The sequence below is a fragment of the Anaerobacillus sp. 63XJN7_5_ISO-PGPR-S23-430 genome (genome assembly GCF_056173695.1).
The window spans coordinates 2,025,827-2,041,770 of record NZ_CM149686.1; the positions used below are offsets into that span (position 1 = coordinate 2,025,827).

The 15,944-nt window shown below is 38.3% G+C and carries 16 protein-coding genes; 14 read left to right on the plus strand and 2 right to left on the minus strand.

All coding sequences use genetic code 11. From position 1 onward, the window contains the following. Nucleotides 1-884 precede the first annotated feature (884 nt). The 4 genes from AC0VYJ_RS10940 (at nucleotide 885) to AC0VYJ_RS10955 (ending at nucleotide 3,326) form a co-directional block, all read left to right on the plus strand. Nucleotides 885-1,319, plus strand: coding sequence for a YhfM domain-containing protein (locus AC0VYJ_RS10940; protein WP_475367352.1), 435 nt, complete (start codon nucleotides 885-887; stop codon nucleotides 1,317-1,319). Between the two features lie 136 nt (nucleotides 1,320-1,455). Beyond that, entirely contained in the window at nucleotides 1,456-1,908 is a 453-nt protein-coding gene (locus AC0VYJ_RS10945) for a VOC family protein (protein ID WP_475367353.1), read from the plus strand. 708 nt (nucleotides 1,909-2,616) lie between these two features. Beyond that, nucleotides 2,617-2,805 carry a hypothetical protein gene (locus AC0VYJ_RS10950; protein ID WP_475367354.1) on the plus strand — a complete coding sequence of 63 codons (189 nt, stop codon included), beginning with the start codon at nucleotides 2,617-2,619 and terminating at the stop codon, nucleotides 2,803-2,805. 203 nt (nucleotides 2,806-3,008) lie between these two features. Next, nucleotides 3,009-3,326, plus strand: coding sequence for a hypothetical protein (locus AC0VYJ_RS10955; protein WP_475367355.1), 318 nt, complete (start codon nucleotides 3,009-3,011; stop codon nucleotides 3,324-3,326). Nucleotides 3,327-3,479: 153 nt separating this feature from the next. On the opposite strand, the gene arr is transcribed toward AC0VYJ_RS10955, so the two are convergent. Beyond that, entirely contained in the window at nucleotides 3,480-3,896 is a 417-nt protein-coding gene (gene arr, locus AC0VYJ_RS10960) for an NAD(+)--rifampin ADP-ribosyltransferase (protein ID WP_475367356.1), read from the minus strand. 512 nt (nucleotides 3,897-4,408) lie between these two features. Between arr and AC0VYJ_RS10965 the strand changes: the two genes are divergently transcribed. The 7 genes from AC0VYJ_RS10965 (at nucleotide 4,409) to AC0VYJ_RS10995 (ending at nucleotide 11,783) form a co-directional block, all read left to right on the plus strand. Further along, on the plus strand, nucleotides 4,409-5,230 hold the full coding sequence (locus AC0VYJ_RS10965; RefSeq protein ID WP_430246335.1) for a M55 family metallopeptidase: 822 nt from the start codon (nucleotides 4,409-4,411) through the stop codon (nucleotides 5,228-5,230). Nucleotides 5,231-5,245: 15 nt separating this feature from the next. After that, nucleotides 5,246-6,175 (plus strand): ABC transporter permease, encoded by a 930-nt coding sequence (locus AC0VYJ_RS10970; protein WP_430246338.1) that lies wholly within the window; start codon nucleotides 5,246-5,248, stop codon nucleotides 6,173-6,175. Nucleotide 6,176: 1 nt separating this feature from the next. Continuing rightward, nucleotides 6,177-7,121, plus strand: coding sequence for an ABC transporter permease (locus AC0VYJ_RS10975; protein ID WP_430246340.1), 945 nt, complete (start codon nucleotides 6,177-6,179; stop codon nucleotides 7,119-7,121). A 51-nt stretch (nucleotides 7,122-7,172) separates the two neighbouring features. Next, on the plus strand, nucleotides 7,173-8,804 hold the full coding sequence (locus tag AC0VYJ_RS10980) for a peptide ABC transporter substrate-binding protein (protein ID WP_475367357.1): 1,632 nt from the start codon (nucleotides 7,173-7,175) through the stop codon (nucleotides 8,802-8,804). 195 nt (nucleotides 8,805-8,999) lie between these two features. Continuing rightward, on the plus strand, nucleotides 9,000-10,100 hold the full coding sequence (locus tag AC0VYJ_RS10985) for a dipeptide epimerase (protein ID WP_404682100.1): 1,101 nt from the start codon (nucleotides 9,000-9,002) through the stop codon (nucleotides 10,098-10,100). Then, nucleotides 10,087-10,995 (plus strand): C40 family peptidase, encoded by a 909-nt coding sequence (locus tag AC0VYJ_RS10990; RefSeq protein WP_475367358.1) that lies wholly within the window; start codon nucleotides 10,087-10,089, stop codon nucleotides 10,993-10,995. The genes AC0VYJ_RS10985 and AC0VYJ_RS10990 overlap by 14 nt, the downstream gene beginning before the upstream one ends. Continuing rightward, nucleotides 10,995-11,783, plus strand: coding sequence for a serine hydrolase (locus AC0VYJ_RS10995; RefSeq protein ID WP_475367359.1), 789 nt, complete (start codon nucleotides 10,995-10,997; stop codon nucleotides 11,781-11,783). The genes AC0VYJ_RS10990 and AC0VYJ_RS10995 overlap by 1 nt, the downstream gene beginning before the upstream one ends. 65 nt (nucleotides 11,784-11,848) lie before the next feature. Here the strand turns inward: AC0VYJ_RS10995 and AC0VYJ_RS11000 are convergent, their stop codons facing one another. Next, a complete protein-coding gene (locus tag AC0VYJ_RS11000) occupies nucleotides 11,849-12,343 on the minus strand; it encodes a L,D-transpeptidase family protein (protein ID WP_475367360.1) in 495 nt (164 codons plus the stop codon). A gap of 43 nt (nucleotides 12,344-12,386) precedes the next feature. Here AC0VYJ_RS11000 and AC0VYJ_RS11005 point away from each other — a divergent pair, with 43 nt between their 5' ends. The 3 genes from AC0VYJ_RS11005 to AC0VYJ_RS11015 all read left to right on the plus strand — a co-directional run bounded on the left by AC0VYJ_RS11005 (nucleotide 12,387) and on the right by AC0VYJ_RS11015 (nucleotide 15,941). Next, nucleotides 12,387-12,887, plus strand: a complete 501-nt coding sequence (locus AC0VYJ_RS11005; protein ID WP_430246350.1) for a metallophosphoesterase family protein — start codon at nucleotides 12,387-12,389, stop codon at nucleotides 12,885-12,887. A 118-nt stretch (nucleotides 12,888-13,005) separates the two neighbouring features. Then, nucleotides 13,006-14,508, plus strand: coding sequence for a phytoene desaturase family protein (locus tag AC0VYJ_RS11010; protein ID WP_475367361.1), 1,503 nt, complete (start codon nucleotides 13,006-13,008; stop codon nucleotides 14,506-14,508). Continuing rightward, nucleotides 14,505-15,941, plus strand: coding sequence for a phytoene desaturase family protein (locus AC0VYJ_RS11015; protein ID WP_430246354.1), 1,437 nt, complete (start codon nucleotides 14,505-14,507; stop codon nucleotides 15,939-15,941). The genes AC0VYJ_RS11010 and AC0VYJ_RS11015 overlap by 4 nt, the downstream gene beginning before the upstream one ends. The last annotated feature ends 3 nt before the right edge of the window (nucleotides 15,942-15,944 follow it).

Consider the following 15,944-nt stretch of genomic DNA (forward strand, 5'->3'; position numbering starts at 1 on the left):
AAAGGAAGCTGAAACCAGTTGAGTTAACAGTTTACGCTGTAACTCAAATTGCATTTCTTCTTTTAGGAAGCAGCTATTTACTACTACTTTTGGATAAAAATAATTAAATAAACTCGGAGTTTATCTGTAATAAGATAGGCTTCTTTTTAATTAAATGGCTATGTTAAAGTTTAATGTTGATACTTCACAAAAGTAGAACTTCCAGTTTATGGAAGTTCTACTGTGGTATATTTTGCTTGTTAACTAAAGCAATAGGTTAATTAAGTGGGGATATCATTTTCTCTCAATCACTGAAGATATCCTTCATTTCATTTTTTTCTTTTTTTAATCGTTGAAAATGCCTTTCTATTCGTCTTGCTATAAAAGGCAGAAATATTACTATTAACATAAGCCAAAGCATAAAATTCCACCTTTTTTTTTAGAATTTCCCAGTCAAACTCCTCTAATCTTTCCATTCAAAGAAAAAAGAAATGTTAGATATTGAACTTACTTAATCTAAGTGTATCATAAGTTTTTGTACGAAATATACCATCTTCCAGTATCTCGGACCGCTTACCGAATAAAAAGTAATCGCTATATACAGGTCCAGGCAGGATGTGGAAGAATATATAGAGGTGAAGAAATGAATGAACTACTTTTAGTCTCGATGTTTGTGTTTGTACTTATGACTTATAAACAACTGCGAGCGTTAAGAAACAAAGAAATTCCCAGAGGCAATAGAAGAATTGTTTGGTCGATTTATAGTTTTTCAGTAATAGGGTTAGTAGCAGTGAATATCTATTTTTCTTAAGTCTCTTATTAAAATAAATCGGAGCGTTTGCTAAATAAATTGTAAGTCTATGTAGGCTTTAGGGAGGATTGTAGAATAACTGGGAGGACAAATAATGAAAAGAAACATATTGATTATGATTATACTTTCAATATCTCTAAGCGCCTGTTCAACAAACGAATTAGAAAATGTTGAAAGAGTAGAAGTAAGCTTTTGGATTGGAAATGAAAAACAATCAGAAGAAGTAGCGTTTAAAGAGAAAAAAGAAGTAGATGTATTCGTTGGTGCCACCAACAATGCAAAAGAACTTGATGATCAAAAGGTTATTAAAACACCTCCAGTATTGACCAATGATCTTATTATTGAAGAAAGCAATAATAAAGCATTTCAATTATGGATTACTGAAGATGGAGAAGGGTTCATTCAAAGTCTTGTACCAGAAGATATCCTAACATACCAATTGGATGAAGGTTCGGTAAAAGATGTAATAAATATTTTAAACAAACAAGATAATGTTACGCTCCTACCAAACATCGAATTTGAAAAATAAATCAGTTTTTGAGGTGTTCCATAATCTAGAAGCTTATCTGGAAGACTAAAAACGTTATAAATTAATATAAATTCACCTGAGTTCAAGTGCTACTAGTCGATAGTTCTGATTAAAATTAATAAGGAGTGATCTAATTATGGCAATAAACAAATTGCTAAGAATGGACAATGTCGGCATCGTTGTAGAATCTCTTGATGACGCAATTTCATTCTTCGAGGAGATTGGCTTGAACCTCGAAGGACGAGCCACTGTCGAAGGTGAATGGGCTGGTCGGGTAACTGGATTGGGTTTTCAGTGCGTAGAGATTGCTATGATGGTTACCCCAGATGGTCACAGCCGACTTGAACTTTCGCGATTTATCACCCCACCAACTATATCAGATCATCGGACTCATCCTGTAAATACACTCGGTTATCAACGCCTAATGTTCACCGTTGAAGACATTGACGAAATGGTATCCAGACTTACTATGTATGGCGCTCAGCTCGTTGGCAAAATGGTTCAATACGAGGACTCGTATCGGCTCTGCTACATTCGTGGAATCGAAGGACTTCTAATTGGTTTGGCAGAACAACTCGGTAACAAATAAGTAAGCGAGGTCTCATAAAGAGACTTTACTCAAATATAAATTACTGAAGCGAAAATTGAAACTGACAAGCAGTGTGAAAGTTATTTGAAGAAGTAGGGAAACAGATTCACGTGAAAACGTTATATGAGAATACGTCTCGATTCGAAGAGAATTCTAAGTAAACAATTTCGGAACTTATCTGCAGTAAAATAAGTCTCTTTTAGTGAAAAAGAATTGATACCCTGGATTCCATTTGAAATAATTGGATTTGTGTGAGGTAACCGCATTAAACAATCACTAGAACTATTTAGTTAAGGAGGTAGTATGAAGAAAGTATTATTAACTATATCAATAATTGTTAACCTGCTTTACTTAATTAATGTACTTGCTAGTTTAGGAATCAGGCAGTCCAATGGAATGAATGTTTTATTGGGATTGATATTTGTAGTAAGTATTCTGGGGTCAATATTTTCCCTAATACGATTTAGACAAAATTCGTGCTATCATCTTTATCTGTCAATTACGGTGCTTACATTAAACTTAGCTTCCTTTGGGTGGTTTGCTTTTATAAATTATTTATCGATAATAATGGGAGGATAAGGCCTCTTATAAGGTAGGTATCTTGAAATCGAGTCTTGAACTATCTCGGAGGGATAGCTACACAGTGGTTATCGGTTAGCAAGCTGGTGTAATATTTGACGAAACGTTATTCTATTAAGGGGTGAGGTTATGGGGTTTTGGTATTTCTTAATATTATTTGTAGGAATATTTTTAGTTGTTAAGGGGCTATTTGGGAATAAAAGAAATGCCTTGGTATTGATAGGGGTCATAAGTATTGCGTTCTCAATATTTATGTTTACACCAGGAAGTGATGAAATCATTTCAGAACTATTTAATTTTTTTGGAATAGATATATGAGTAATCTTCTACTAGGTATTTTCACGAACGGTTGCTAAAACTAAAGAAAAATATCTTGATTTGAAGTATTCTACAAAAAAGAGCGTTAATCTAAAAAGGATTACGCTCCTTTTTGTTTAAGTTGATTAAGAGGACAGTTTAACGGGATAAACTATGTTGAAAATTAATCTACATAATAAGCGAAAGAAAGTAGGTTTTATAATATGGATTTATCTTTGGAAATTGCGCATATTATACTGCCAGTTGCAATAGTGGGTGGGATTGGAGTATTTGTAATTCTAAGAATGAAACATAAGTCTAAGCAAGGAACTCTAGGTAAGAAAAAAATAAGAAGTGCTCAAACTATATTAGATAGCTTAATACCATTCGGAATGATGTTTGGTTTGGCTGTTGCTATACTTCTCAGCATGTTTAGCACCTTTTCCTTTCTTTCTGCAATTACTTGGGGACCTGGTATAGGTATGTTATTAGGATATTTTGCTTATGAAATTTACAGCAAGAAGGAAGATAGTTATTCATAATAACTGCCTTCCAGAAACTCGGAGCTTATCTGCATGCAATAAGAGAGGCTGCAAGTTTAGATACACAATAGAACTTTTTGTTCAAAACCAGGCATCGCTAGTATTGAGATACCTAGTTTTTCTTTCAATTTATGATTTGAGAGATTTAGAAGATTAATCATATATGACAAATTTCCCTTGTTCATGTAACCTTTTTATAGATGCAAGCATATGATTTATTTCTTCATCGGAATGTCTTTCCCATGAACTTAATTCAGCTACTATTTTTAAGGGCGATTTCGATCTATAAGAACGTGTAGGGTTTCCGGGAAACTTTTTGTCAGTTACGTTTGGATCATTTTCAAATTCACCTAATGGCTCTACAATATATATTCTTTCTTTTGATGTAGATATTGCTAATTCAGCCCCCCATTTAGCGGCATTTAATGTAGCAGTGAAATAAATATAGTTCGCTTTTTTGTTTTGGTAATTTGATAAGTGTTGCGGTACTAATAGATCTCCAATTTTTAGTTCTGCTTTCGTACCATGAAAGAAAGGTCCATGATCTAAGACATCTTTTTTGTCATTCATTTTAATACACCTCTCTTTTTTGATTTGTATAAAATAGTATAGAGCAGCAAGTATAAAAATAGTAGTCTATAATTACCTGGAAATTAGCGGTATAATATAAGTAGAGAAAATGTAGTTGAACGACAAGTAACTATAATTTGCGTTTTCATTAGCAATCACCGTCAATGGTTGTTGGAGCTTTAATAAAATAACAAAATTTACAGAGCTTGAAATGGCATTTTGCCTCTAAGCTCTCTTTTTTTATGATTTAATATATGTTTTGGCCTTTGAAGCGTTATGTGATTTCACGATTTGTCCATCTGAAGTAACTCGGTTATCAATATACTGGTGTGGTTTTTATATATTGTAAATATATTTTTAGGATCCCCCTTTTTGTGAACTCTACGAACATTGAGGAGCATTTGCAGAATGAAATAAAACTTCGCGATCTCCTTAGAATATTTTGAGAAATGAAGTAAATAGTGGTATAATTATTCAGAAAGTTACGAATCTAGAGAGAAAGGAGAACATTTGTGAAGTTTTATTTATCGGTAGATATGGAAGGCGTAACCGGTCTTGTAGATGAGACGTTTGTGGATTCGAATAAACAGAATTATATGCGTGGTCAGGAAATGATGACGCAGGAAGCCAATCACGTAATCGAAGCCGCCTTTGGAAGTGGATGCTCAGCTGTGACGGTAAATGATAGTCACTCAAAAATGAACAACTTACTTATTGAGAAGCTTCATCCCGAAGCAAGGCTCATTTCAGGAGATGTGAAGCCTTTTTCTATGGTTCAGGGGTTAGACAGTACATATGAAGGTATGGGGATGATCGGTTATCATGCACGCGCCGGTATGCCGGGCGTAATGTCTCATTCCATGTTCCACAATGTGAGAAATTTCTACATAAATGATCAAGTTGTAGGAGAGCTAGGGATGAATGCATACGTTGCCGGATACTTTGGTGTTCCGATTTTGTTCGTTGCAGGCGATGACAGAGCTGCACTAGAAGCCGAAGAGCTTATCCCAAACATAACAACAGCTGTTGTAAAAGAAACGATTTCTCGATCTTCCGCTCTTTTGTTATCACCACAAAAAACAGGGCAAGTGTTACGTCAACAAACAGAAAAGGCAATGCTTAATAGACACAATGTCGAACCTTTAGTTCCTCCTCGCGAGCCTGTATTTCGCATTGAATTTGCGAATCATGGACATGCCGAGTGGGCGAGCCTTATGCCTGGTGTTGAGATTGAAAAAGAAACGACAGTTAAATATCAAGCGAAAAATATGCTTGAAGTCTATCAAGCTATGCTTGTGATGACTGAATTAGCATCAAGAACAACATTTAGCTAGAAAGTAGGGATGCCTGTGGCGAAATATATTATCAATCGTCTCTTCGCCATGGTGATTACATTGTGGATTATCGTAACCATTACGTTCTTCTTAATGCATGCGGTACCAGGGTCACCATTTAACCAGGAAAGAAACACCAGTGAAGCGGTGCAGCAAAACCTTGAAGCGCACTATCATTTGGATGAACCAGTTTTTATTCAATATGCCATTTACATTAAATCACTTGCAACACTTGATTTTGGGCCTTCTATTAAACAATCATCTACGTCGGTTAATGAAATGATTGGTAGAGGATTTCCAGTCTCGGCAGAACTTGGGGTTACGTCGCTTTTGATTGCGATTATTTCAGGTATTATTCTAGGCATTATGGCTGCCCTTCGTCACAATGGTGCAATTGATTACATAGCGATGACTTTTGCGGTCTTTGGCATTTCAGTACCGAACTTTATTATGGCGACTTTACTTATTCAACAGCTAGCTGTGAACTGGGAAGTTTTCCCGGTGGCTACTTGGGCCTCGCCAATGCATATGATCCTACCTTCTATTGCGCTTGCAACTGGGCCAATGGCCATCATAGCGCGCCTTACTAGATCAAGTATGATCGAAGTTCTCAATCAAGATTACATCATGACTGCTCGGGCAAAAGGGATGACAACATTCCAAATTGTTATGAAGCATGCTATGAGAAATGCTTTACTGCCGGTTATTACTATTCTTGGAACACTTGTTGCTGGAGTATTAACTGGGAGTTTTGTTATCGAAAAAATCTTTGCCATTCCTGGCATGGGTAAATATTTTATCAACGGTATAAATGATCGTGATTATCCTGTCATTATGGGAACAACAGTCTTTTATAGTGCCTTCCTCATTATGATGCTCTTTATTGTAGATATTGCTTACGGGATACTAGATCCGAGAATTAAGCTGCATAAGAGGGGGGAATAGCATGATACCGGAGCGAAAAGATACGAAACAAGAGCTATCAGAAGACCTCTTTCTTCCGTTAAAAGATTCCTCTAATAATGCAGAGATGATTGCAAAGCCAAGTATTTCTTATTGGAAAGATGCATGGATGAGGTTGTCTGGGAACAAGTTGTCTATGGCTGGTCTTATCATGTTAGTATTGCTTGTCTTAATGGCCATATTTGGTCCGTTGCTAACACCATATTCTTACGATCATCAGGTTTTGACCGAAGGGAACTTACCTCCATCTTCTGAGCACTGGTTTGGAACAGATAACCTTGGTCGAGATATGTTCACACGAACGTGGAATGGAGCTAGAATTTCATTGTTTGTTGGATTTATGGCAGCGATTATCGATTTTGTTATTGGAGTAGCTTATGGAGGGTTTTCAGGATATAAAGGTGGAAGAACGGATAATTTCATGATGAGAATCATTGAAATTTTGTACGGTCTTCCATATCTCCTAATGGTTATTCTTTTGATGGTCGTCATGGGTCCTGGGCTCTTTACGATTATTATTGCGTTAACTGTAACAGGGTGGGTCGGAATGGCACGAATTGTTCGAGGACAGGTTCTTCAGTTAAAGAACGCAGAGCATGTTCTCGCATCTCGTACGTTTGGAGCAAGCGCAAGTCGCGTTATTCGAAAGAATCTCCTTCCTAATACGATGGGGCCGATCATCGTTCAAATGACTTTAACCGTTCCTACAGCTATCTTTGCCGAAGCCTTCTTAAGTTTCTTAGGACTAGGTGTACAAGCACCCGTAGCGAGTTGGGGCGTAATGGCAAATGATGGATTATCGGTTATTTTATCAGGGCACTGGTGGAGGCTGTTTTTTCCAGCATTCTTTATTTCATTAACGATGTTTGCTTTTAATGTTCTCGGTGACGGTTTGCAAGATGCACTTGATCCTAAACTACGTAAGTAAATCCTCATCTCGATGAGTTTTCACTGATACAAATACTAAGGGGGAATTTTTTTGAAGAAGATTATTACAATGCTACTTTCTCTAGTGCTACTTATTAGCATCGTTGGTTGTACAACTACGGAAAATAGTTCATCAGAATCAAATTCAGGAAATGATGATGCAAAGCAAGAGGATGGAGCGAAAGTACTGAAGTTAAACAATGGAAGTGAACCAACATCATTTGATCCACCAATTGGTTTTGATAGCGTTTCGTGGAACGCTTTAAACAATTTAATGGAAGGTATGACGCGTCTAGATAAGGAAGATCAGCCACAGCCTGCCGCTGCTAAAGAGTGGGATCTTTCAGAAGATGGCAAAACATATACTTTCCACCTTCGTGAAGATGCCAAGTGGTCTAACGGAGAGCCTGTTACAGCGGAAGATTTTGAATATGCTTGGAAGCGTCTAGCGAATCCTGATACGGCTTCACCTGCAGCTTTTCTTGCTTATTTTATTGAAGGCGCAGAGGCATTTAACACTGGAGATGGATCAGAAGAAGATATGTTGGTAAAAGCTGTGGACGAAACAACACTTGAGGTAACTCTTGAAAGTCCAGTAGCCTATTTCCCTAGTGTTATTTCAAACCCAGCTTTCTTCCCTGTTCATAAAGCAACAGTAGAAGAAAATCCGGAATGGCATACAGAAGCTGATTCGTATGTAAGTAATGGTCCTTTTAAACTAACGAAATGGGAACATGATTCAAAATTCGAATTTAGTAAGAATGAAAATTATTGGGATGCTGCAAATGTAAAGCTCGATAAAGTAGATTGGGCTATGGTTGATGACACGAATACAGAATATCAAATGTACAAAACTGGTGAACTTCATACTTCTGATGTACCAGCTGACTTAAGTGAAGAGCTTTTCAGTGATGGACAAGCTCAGGTTGAAGATCAGTCAGGAACATACTTCTATCGCTTTAATCTTGAAATGGAGCCATTCCAAAATGAAAATATTAGAAAAGCATTTGCTATGGCAGTCGATCAGCAGAAAATCGTGGAATTTGTTACAAAAAATGAAGAGAAGCCAGCAAATGGCTTTGTGGCGTATGGGTTTGAAGATGCAGCAGGCGGCGACTTCAGAGAGGTTGGCGGTGATCTTGTAACCAATGATGCTGATCAAGCAAAAGAACTACTAGAAAAAGGCATGGAAGAAGAAGGTTATGATGAGCTTCCTGCCGTAACATTAACGTATAACACGAGTGATGATCACAAAAAGATTGCTGAAACTCTTCAACAAATGTACAAAGAAGTTCTTGGTGTTGATGTAGAGCTTGCCAATCAGGAATGGAACGTATTCTCTGATGAACAAAAGCAATTAAACTTACAGTTCTCAAGGAGTTCTTTCCTTGCAGATTATGCTGATCCAATCAACTTCCTTGAAAGTTTCCAATCTGGGCACTCTATGAATCGTACTGGCTGGAGTAATGAAGAATACGATTCCTTAATTGCACAGGCGAAAGAAGAAACAGATGAAGCTAAACGATTTGAATACATGCATGATGCTGAAGCACTCTTGTTCGAAGAGATGCCAATCTTCCCGATTCATTTCTACAATCAGGTTTATCTTCAGAATGAAGATGTGACGGGAATTGTACGTCATCCTGTTGGCTATATGGAATTGAAATGGGCAGATATGAAGTAATACAGTTGAGCCTGGTGATACGAAAACCAGGCTCTTTTTTTTCTGTCATTATACGATATTGGCAAAAGGGCTATAGTTTTACACGCATCATTGATAGAATTAGCTTGAGCTATGCATCACACACTTGAGACTATCTATCTCGTAACACTAGGCATTACATATGATGAAACTATGAATATTTTAAAGGAGATATCTATGAAGATTACTAATATTGAAACGTTTTCTGTATCCGTTCCGTTAAAGAAACCTTTTAAAACGGCGCTTCGTACAGTGACAAATGCCGAAGCGATCATTGTAAAAATAACAGCTGGGGAATACGTCGGTTATGGAGAAGCACCTCCAACAGTCGTCATTACTGGTGAAAGTCTTGCTAGTATTGATTCGGCCATTCAACATGTCGTGAAGCCGAAATTGGTTGGAATGGATTTAACGGAATATGAATCCGTCATGTACACTCTACAGAAATCAATGATTGGAAATACGAGCGCAAAGGCAGCAGTTGATATGGCTATTTATGATCTATTGGCTAAGCGAAGTCAACTCCCTCTTTATCAATTTCTTGGAGGATATCGGAATGCCCTGGAAACAGACTACACCGTTAGTGTAAACGAACCTGTAGAGATGGCAACTGACGCTGTTCAATACATAAAAGATGGGTTTTCAATTTTGAAAGTAAAGGTAGGCAAAGACACCATTCAAAACGACTTAAGTCGAATCAAAGAAATTAGAAAGCGCGTTCAAAACGATGCCGTTATTCGTCTTGACGCCAATCAGGGGTGGACAGCTAAGGAAGCAATTTATGCCATTCGAAAAATGGAGGATGAAGGTCTTAACATCGAATTAGTTGAACAGCCCGTTCATGCGAAAGATATTGAAGGTCTAAGAAAAGTGACTGATGCTGTCTACACCCCAATTATGGCAGATGAAAGCGTGTTTTCACCTGAGGACGCACTTAAAGTAATCATCACCCGAGCAAGTGACCTTATTAATATTAAATTAATGAAGTCTGGCGGTATCCATCAAGCATTAAAGATTAACGCGTTAGCGGAGAGTGCTGGAATGGAGTGTATGGTAGGAAGTATGATTGAATCACGAGTCGGTATAACTGCCGCCGCACACCTTGCTGCTAGCCAACGAAATATAACGAGGTTTGATTTCGATGCGCCACTGATGCTTGATTACGATCTTGTGAATGGCGGGGTTCAATATACTAAAAATATGATGACGTTTACTGAAGATTATGGTTTAGGAATTCACTATGTAGAAAAGGGTGGGATTACAGTTGGAATGGACTAAAAAAACAATTGCCGTAGCCGTAGCAACGTTATGGACAACTCCGGAGAAGGCAAGGACAGTTGATCATAATGCTCTAACCAATCCAGTGAAATTAACAGAATGGTTGGAACCATTGTCTTATTCGAATAGATTGGAACTGTGCGATAATAACCACGTTCAATCCCAAGTTTTGTACGGGGAAGAGGTCTTAGTTTTAGATCAGCGAGGAAATTGGTCTTATGTACTCGTCCCTTCACAACCCTCTTCAAAAGATGAAAGAGGCTATCCTGGATGGATTCCAACGATCCAACTTTCTGAAAATGTACCAGGAGTATTTACTGAAGTTGTAGCTACAAATAAGCATGGTGTTCAATTTACAACTCAAAATGGAAAAAGTGAAATGCGATTAAGTTATCAAACGATCCTTCCTGTTTTAGAAGAGCGTGAACGAACTTACCTTGTCTGGACTCCACATGGAGAGGTGATTTTGAACAAAGAAGACGTTACGACTCGTCCAACAAATGGCCCATTTGGAACAGGCTTAGACCTTGTTCGCGAAGCTGAACAATTTATTGGTCTCCTCTATTTATGGGGAGGTATGTCATCTTATGGATATGACTGCTCTGGATTTAGTTACAATATGGCTAGAACTATTGGCTGTACGATTCCGCGAGATGCCCATGATCAGTTAAAGAGTGGAACGCTAGTAGAAGAAGGTGACTGGCAAAGAGGTGATCTTCTCTTTTTTGCTTATGAGCACGGAAAGGGATCTGTGCATCATGTAGGCATATATTACGGTGGAGGAAAAATGATTCATTCTCCTAGCACTGGACGCTTTATAGAAATTACCCCTCTTAAAGGTACGCTCTATGAGGAAGAACTTTGTGGCGTTTGCCGCTACTGGGAGACGAATTAATGCAGTTTGAACAAGTAAAAGAGAAAATTATAGCATGTTTCCAGGGTCTTGAAGGAAACCAATCCGTGTATGTATCAACGCCTGATGGAGAATTAACTCATCATGAGGATCAGCCTGTATCATCAGCTAGTATTATTAAAATTGCTATTATGATGGAAGCTTTAAGACAAGTGGATAGAAGTGCGCTCACATTAGATCAAGTAGTAGAGATTGAAGATGTCAATCGAGTCGAAGGCGCTGGTGTGATCTACCATCTAGGTAAAGAACTCGAATGGAGACTGACTGATCTGATTCATCTGATGATTATTTCTTCTGATAATACAGCTACAAATCAGTTAATTGATTTAGTCGGCATAGCGAATATTAATCATACTATGAAAGGAGCGGGGGCCTTTCATTCAAAGCTAATGAGGAAAATGATGGACCGAGAAGCCGTCAAAGCTGGAAAAGATAATATGATGAGTGGAAAAGATACTTATTTACTATTAAATCAACTAGTTGAACAACACCTTCTATCAAACTCATCTATGAAATGGGCGATAGACGTTTTGCTTCAGCAGCAATTTAAGGATAAGTTTACAAGTAAGATTTCTACCCTAAAGAAAAACACGCTTGCTCATAAAACTGGTGAACTTGCAGGAGTGGAGCATGACGCGGGTATTTTATTTACATCAAGAGGTCCGGTTATCTATGCTTTTTTAACAGCTGGATTGCTAGAAAACCGGTACGGAAGAGATGCTATTGCGAATGCGGGTCGGTTACTTTATGACTTTTATAAAGAAGACTGAAACGATGAATGAAATGAACAAAAGCGCCGTTTGTAGACGGCGTTTTTGTTTTGCAATAATCCAAATTAATGACCAATTGAAACGGCCGTTCCAATTGGAATCGTATTTGCAAGTTCTTCGACATCACGGTTATACATTCGTATGCATCCTTTCGATACATATTTCCCAATAGAGGAAGGATCATTTGTCCCGTGTATACCATAATGTATTTTAGAAATACTCATCCACATCGTACCGAATGGTCCGCCGGGGTTTGGAGCTTTGTTAATGATAATAAATTGTCCAGTTGGCGTATCGTGAAGCATACGCCCCACACCAACAGGGTATACCTTTACAGTAGATCCATTTTTTTGAAGTGTAAGCGTTCGCTGTGTAAGAGATACATAAATGGTATATGGAAGTGTTGCAGGATCAGGGTATCCAGGGATTTGGATAAGCTGGCCTGGATAGATAAGATTAGGGTTTTGTATGGAATTTGCCCTTATGATTTCAGTGACTGGAACTCGGTAATCCCCGCTAATAGAAGATAATGTTTCACCTGACTTCACCGTATGCTGCAAAAGTAGCCCCCCTAGCGCTATTAAATGAAAGGAATGAATACTAATGAACGTCGTTATCGTTTCAGATACACATATGCCACGGATGGCGAAAGAGCTTCCCAAAGCACTAAAAAATGAGCTGTACCATGCAGAACTCATTATTCATGTAGGTGATTGGCAAACACAGGCAGTTTACGAAGAATTAAAGTCATTTGCGCCTATTAAAGGAGTTTATGGAAACGTCGACGAAGCTTTTTTTAATAATAAGTTTAATGAAAAACTCATATTGAATTTAGAATCTCATCGAATCGGCATTACGCATGGTCACGGTAAAGGTAAAACAACAGAACAAAGAGCCGTTTCTCAATTTCAAGATGATGATGTCGAATTAATTCTCTTTGGTCACTCCCATATACCTCTTCATAAAGAATATGATGGGAAGGTCATTTTTAACCCTGGATCACCTACTGATAAGCGGAGACAAGCTCGATATTCATTCGGAAAACTTACTATTGAACGAAATAAACCTCTCCACATTGAACATGTTTTCTTTAATGAAAAATAGGGCAATACGTTAATTAGATGGTTTTGTGCATAAATTGTTGAACAAAATAGCGTTAATATGTATAATGTTTGTATAATATATGTGCGAAGTTTCATATGCGGATGGAAGGGGAAAAATGATGCCAACAACAAAACGAGTCATCGTAATCGGTGCAGGTCCGGGAGGGCTTACAGCTGCTATGCTTCTAGCGAGCAAAGGACATTCGGTTACAGTTTATGAGAAACAATCCTATGTGGGGGGGCGAACTTCTGGATTTGAGCGAAGTGGCTACCGCTTTGACAGAGGACCAACCTTCCTTAATATGCCGCATATTCTCGAAGAAATGTTCGAGGAATCTGGACGTAATGTCCATGACTATATCGACTTAATTGAAATCGATCCAATGTACGAATTGAAATTCGATGATGTTTCCTTTTATCCAACGCGTGACCAGGATGAAATGGTTAGAAGAATCGAAGAGACATTTCCTGGAGACGGTGAAGGGTATAGACGTTTTATGAAAGAAGAGAAAGAAAAATTCGAAGCGCTCATGCCTATTCTTCAAAATAAGCATGATTCACTTCTTGATTATGGTAGATGGCGGTTTGTGAAGGCTTTACCTAAATTGACGGTGACAGATAGTGTTTACAAGCGACTTTCCCATTATTTCGATGATGAGCGTTTAAGGCTATCCTTTACTTTCCAGGCAAAATACCTTGGAATGTCACCGTGGGAGTGTCCAGGTGCTTTTACGATTCTTTCTTATATGGAACATGCTTACGGCATTTTTCATCCGATTGGCGGATTGAGTCAAATTCCAGAAGCTATGGCCAGGGTTATTAAGGAAGAGGGCGGCGAAGTTCATACGAATAAAGGTGTGAAGCAGCTCTTACTTGATGGGAAGACAGTGAAAGGTGTGGAACTTGAAGATGGTACGACGGATTATGCCGATGAAGTCATTATAAATGCTGACTTCGCACATGCTGTAAATCATCTCATTCCATCTGGTTCTGTAAAAAAATATACACCTAAAAAAATGGAACAGAAAAAATATTCTTGCTCAGCCTTTATGCTATACCTTGGTGTAGATAAAAAGTACGACTTACCGCATCACTCTATTATTTTCTCCTCTGATTATAAAAAAAACGTAGAAGAGCTTACTAAGAAGAAAATTCTATCAGAAGATCCTTCCATTTATGTACAAAATGCTTCCGTTACTGACGATACTCTTGCTCCAGAAGGTAAATCTTCCATTTATATCCTTGCTCCAGTACCGAATAACTTTAGTTTAGTTGATTGGGAAGAACGTAAGGATGAATTTAGAAGGTTAGTTCTTGATCAGCTTGAACAAAGAACGGAATTTAAGGATATTGAAAAGCATATCGAAGTTGAGGAAATGTACACGCCAACGGATTGGGAGATGGATTTAAATGTTTATAAAGGAGCCACATTTAATTTAGCTCATAATCTTCCTCAAATGATGTACTTCCGTCCACCTAACCAATTTAAAGAATTAAATCATTGCTGGCTTGTTGGTGGAGGAACTCACCCGGGGAGTGGACTTCCAACAATTATGGAATCTGCACGCATCACGAGCAGAATGCTTCATGAACAAGCAGCGCTTTTGGAGAGTGCGAAATGACGATTGGTATAGTAGGTGGAGGCATAGGTGGCATGCTTTCCGCGCTACTCCTTTCACAAAAAGGCTACAACGTTGAGCTGCATGAAAAAGCGCCTACGCTTGGAGGTAGACTTTCATTTGTTGAACGAGATGGGTTCAAGATCGACAAAGGCCCTACGATCGTGCTTCTTCCAGAGATGATCTATGAGTTTTTGGATAAAGCGGGAGTTCCTCGTGAGGAAGTTGAGATGGTAAGGTGTGATCCACTATATCGCATGATTTATCCAGACGGTTCTACTTTTACGAAAACAAGTGATATCGAGAAGCAGCTGGAAGAGATCACTCGAATGTTTCCTGGAGAAGAGCAACATTTTCTTTCTTATCTTGAAGATATGCGCGTTCGATTTAAGAAAGGAAAGGCGGCTTTTCTCGAACAGTCTTTTATTAATAGAAAAGATTTCTTTACTCCAAGTAATATGAAGCTTTTACTCGAGCTTAAAGCTTACCAGTCTGTTCAATCTCAAGTATCTAATTATTTTAATGATGAACGGTTGCAAGACGCCTTTGCCCTACAAACGCTTTATATTGGTGGAAATCCATCTGCTTCACCAGCACTTTATTCTTTAGTTCCTTTTAGCGAATATGAACATGGCATCTGGTATTTAAAAGGTGGCTATGCAAGCTTGATTACTGTATTAGAAAAACATCTTCGTCTTCAAAACGTAACGGTTCATTTAGAATCTAACGTGGAAGAATTACTCATTGATGGGAAGACATGTAGAGGAATTCGTACTACAAGTGGAGAACATTATTATGATAAAGTAGTGTACAATGGAGATTTCCCTATGATCAAGAATCTGATAAAAAAAGAGAAAGTTCCTCGGAAGAAATACAAAGCCTCCTCAGGTTGTCTACTCCTCTATATGGGGCTTGATCGTGTATATGATAATGCTGATGTTCATCAATTTTTTATGACAAATGACTTTACATCCCATATGAAGGACGTTTTTCAAGGTGGTAAATTGACAGACCAACCGGCTATTTACACGTTCCATCCTTCTCTCATTGATGAAACGCTAGCACCTCCTGGTAAAGGCGTGCTATACGTGCTGATCCCCGTACCATCAGGTGAAGCAGTCGAATGGGATGAAAAGGAAAACGTTGCATCAAAAATGATTGAACTTCTTGAAACAAGAGGTTTTCCAGGTTTAAAAGAATCTATAGAGTGGTTAGAAATTCGCACACCTGCTGATGCAGAAGTGGAAGGCTTATATAAAGGGGGGAGCTTCGGTATCGCCCCAACGCTTACACAATCAGGCGCTTTTAGACCACAAGTGAAACCTTTTAAATTTGAAAACCTTTATGCGGTGGGAGCATCGATCCATCCTGGAGGTGGCATCCCAATCGTTATGCAGGGGGCGGATCTTCTTGTAAAAGAAATTGAAAGGGTGTGAACG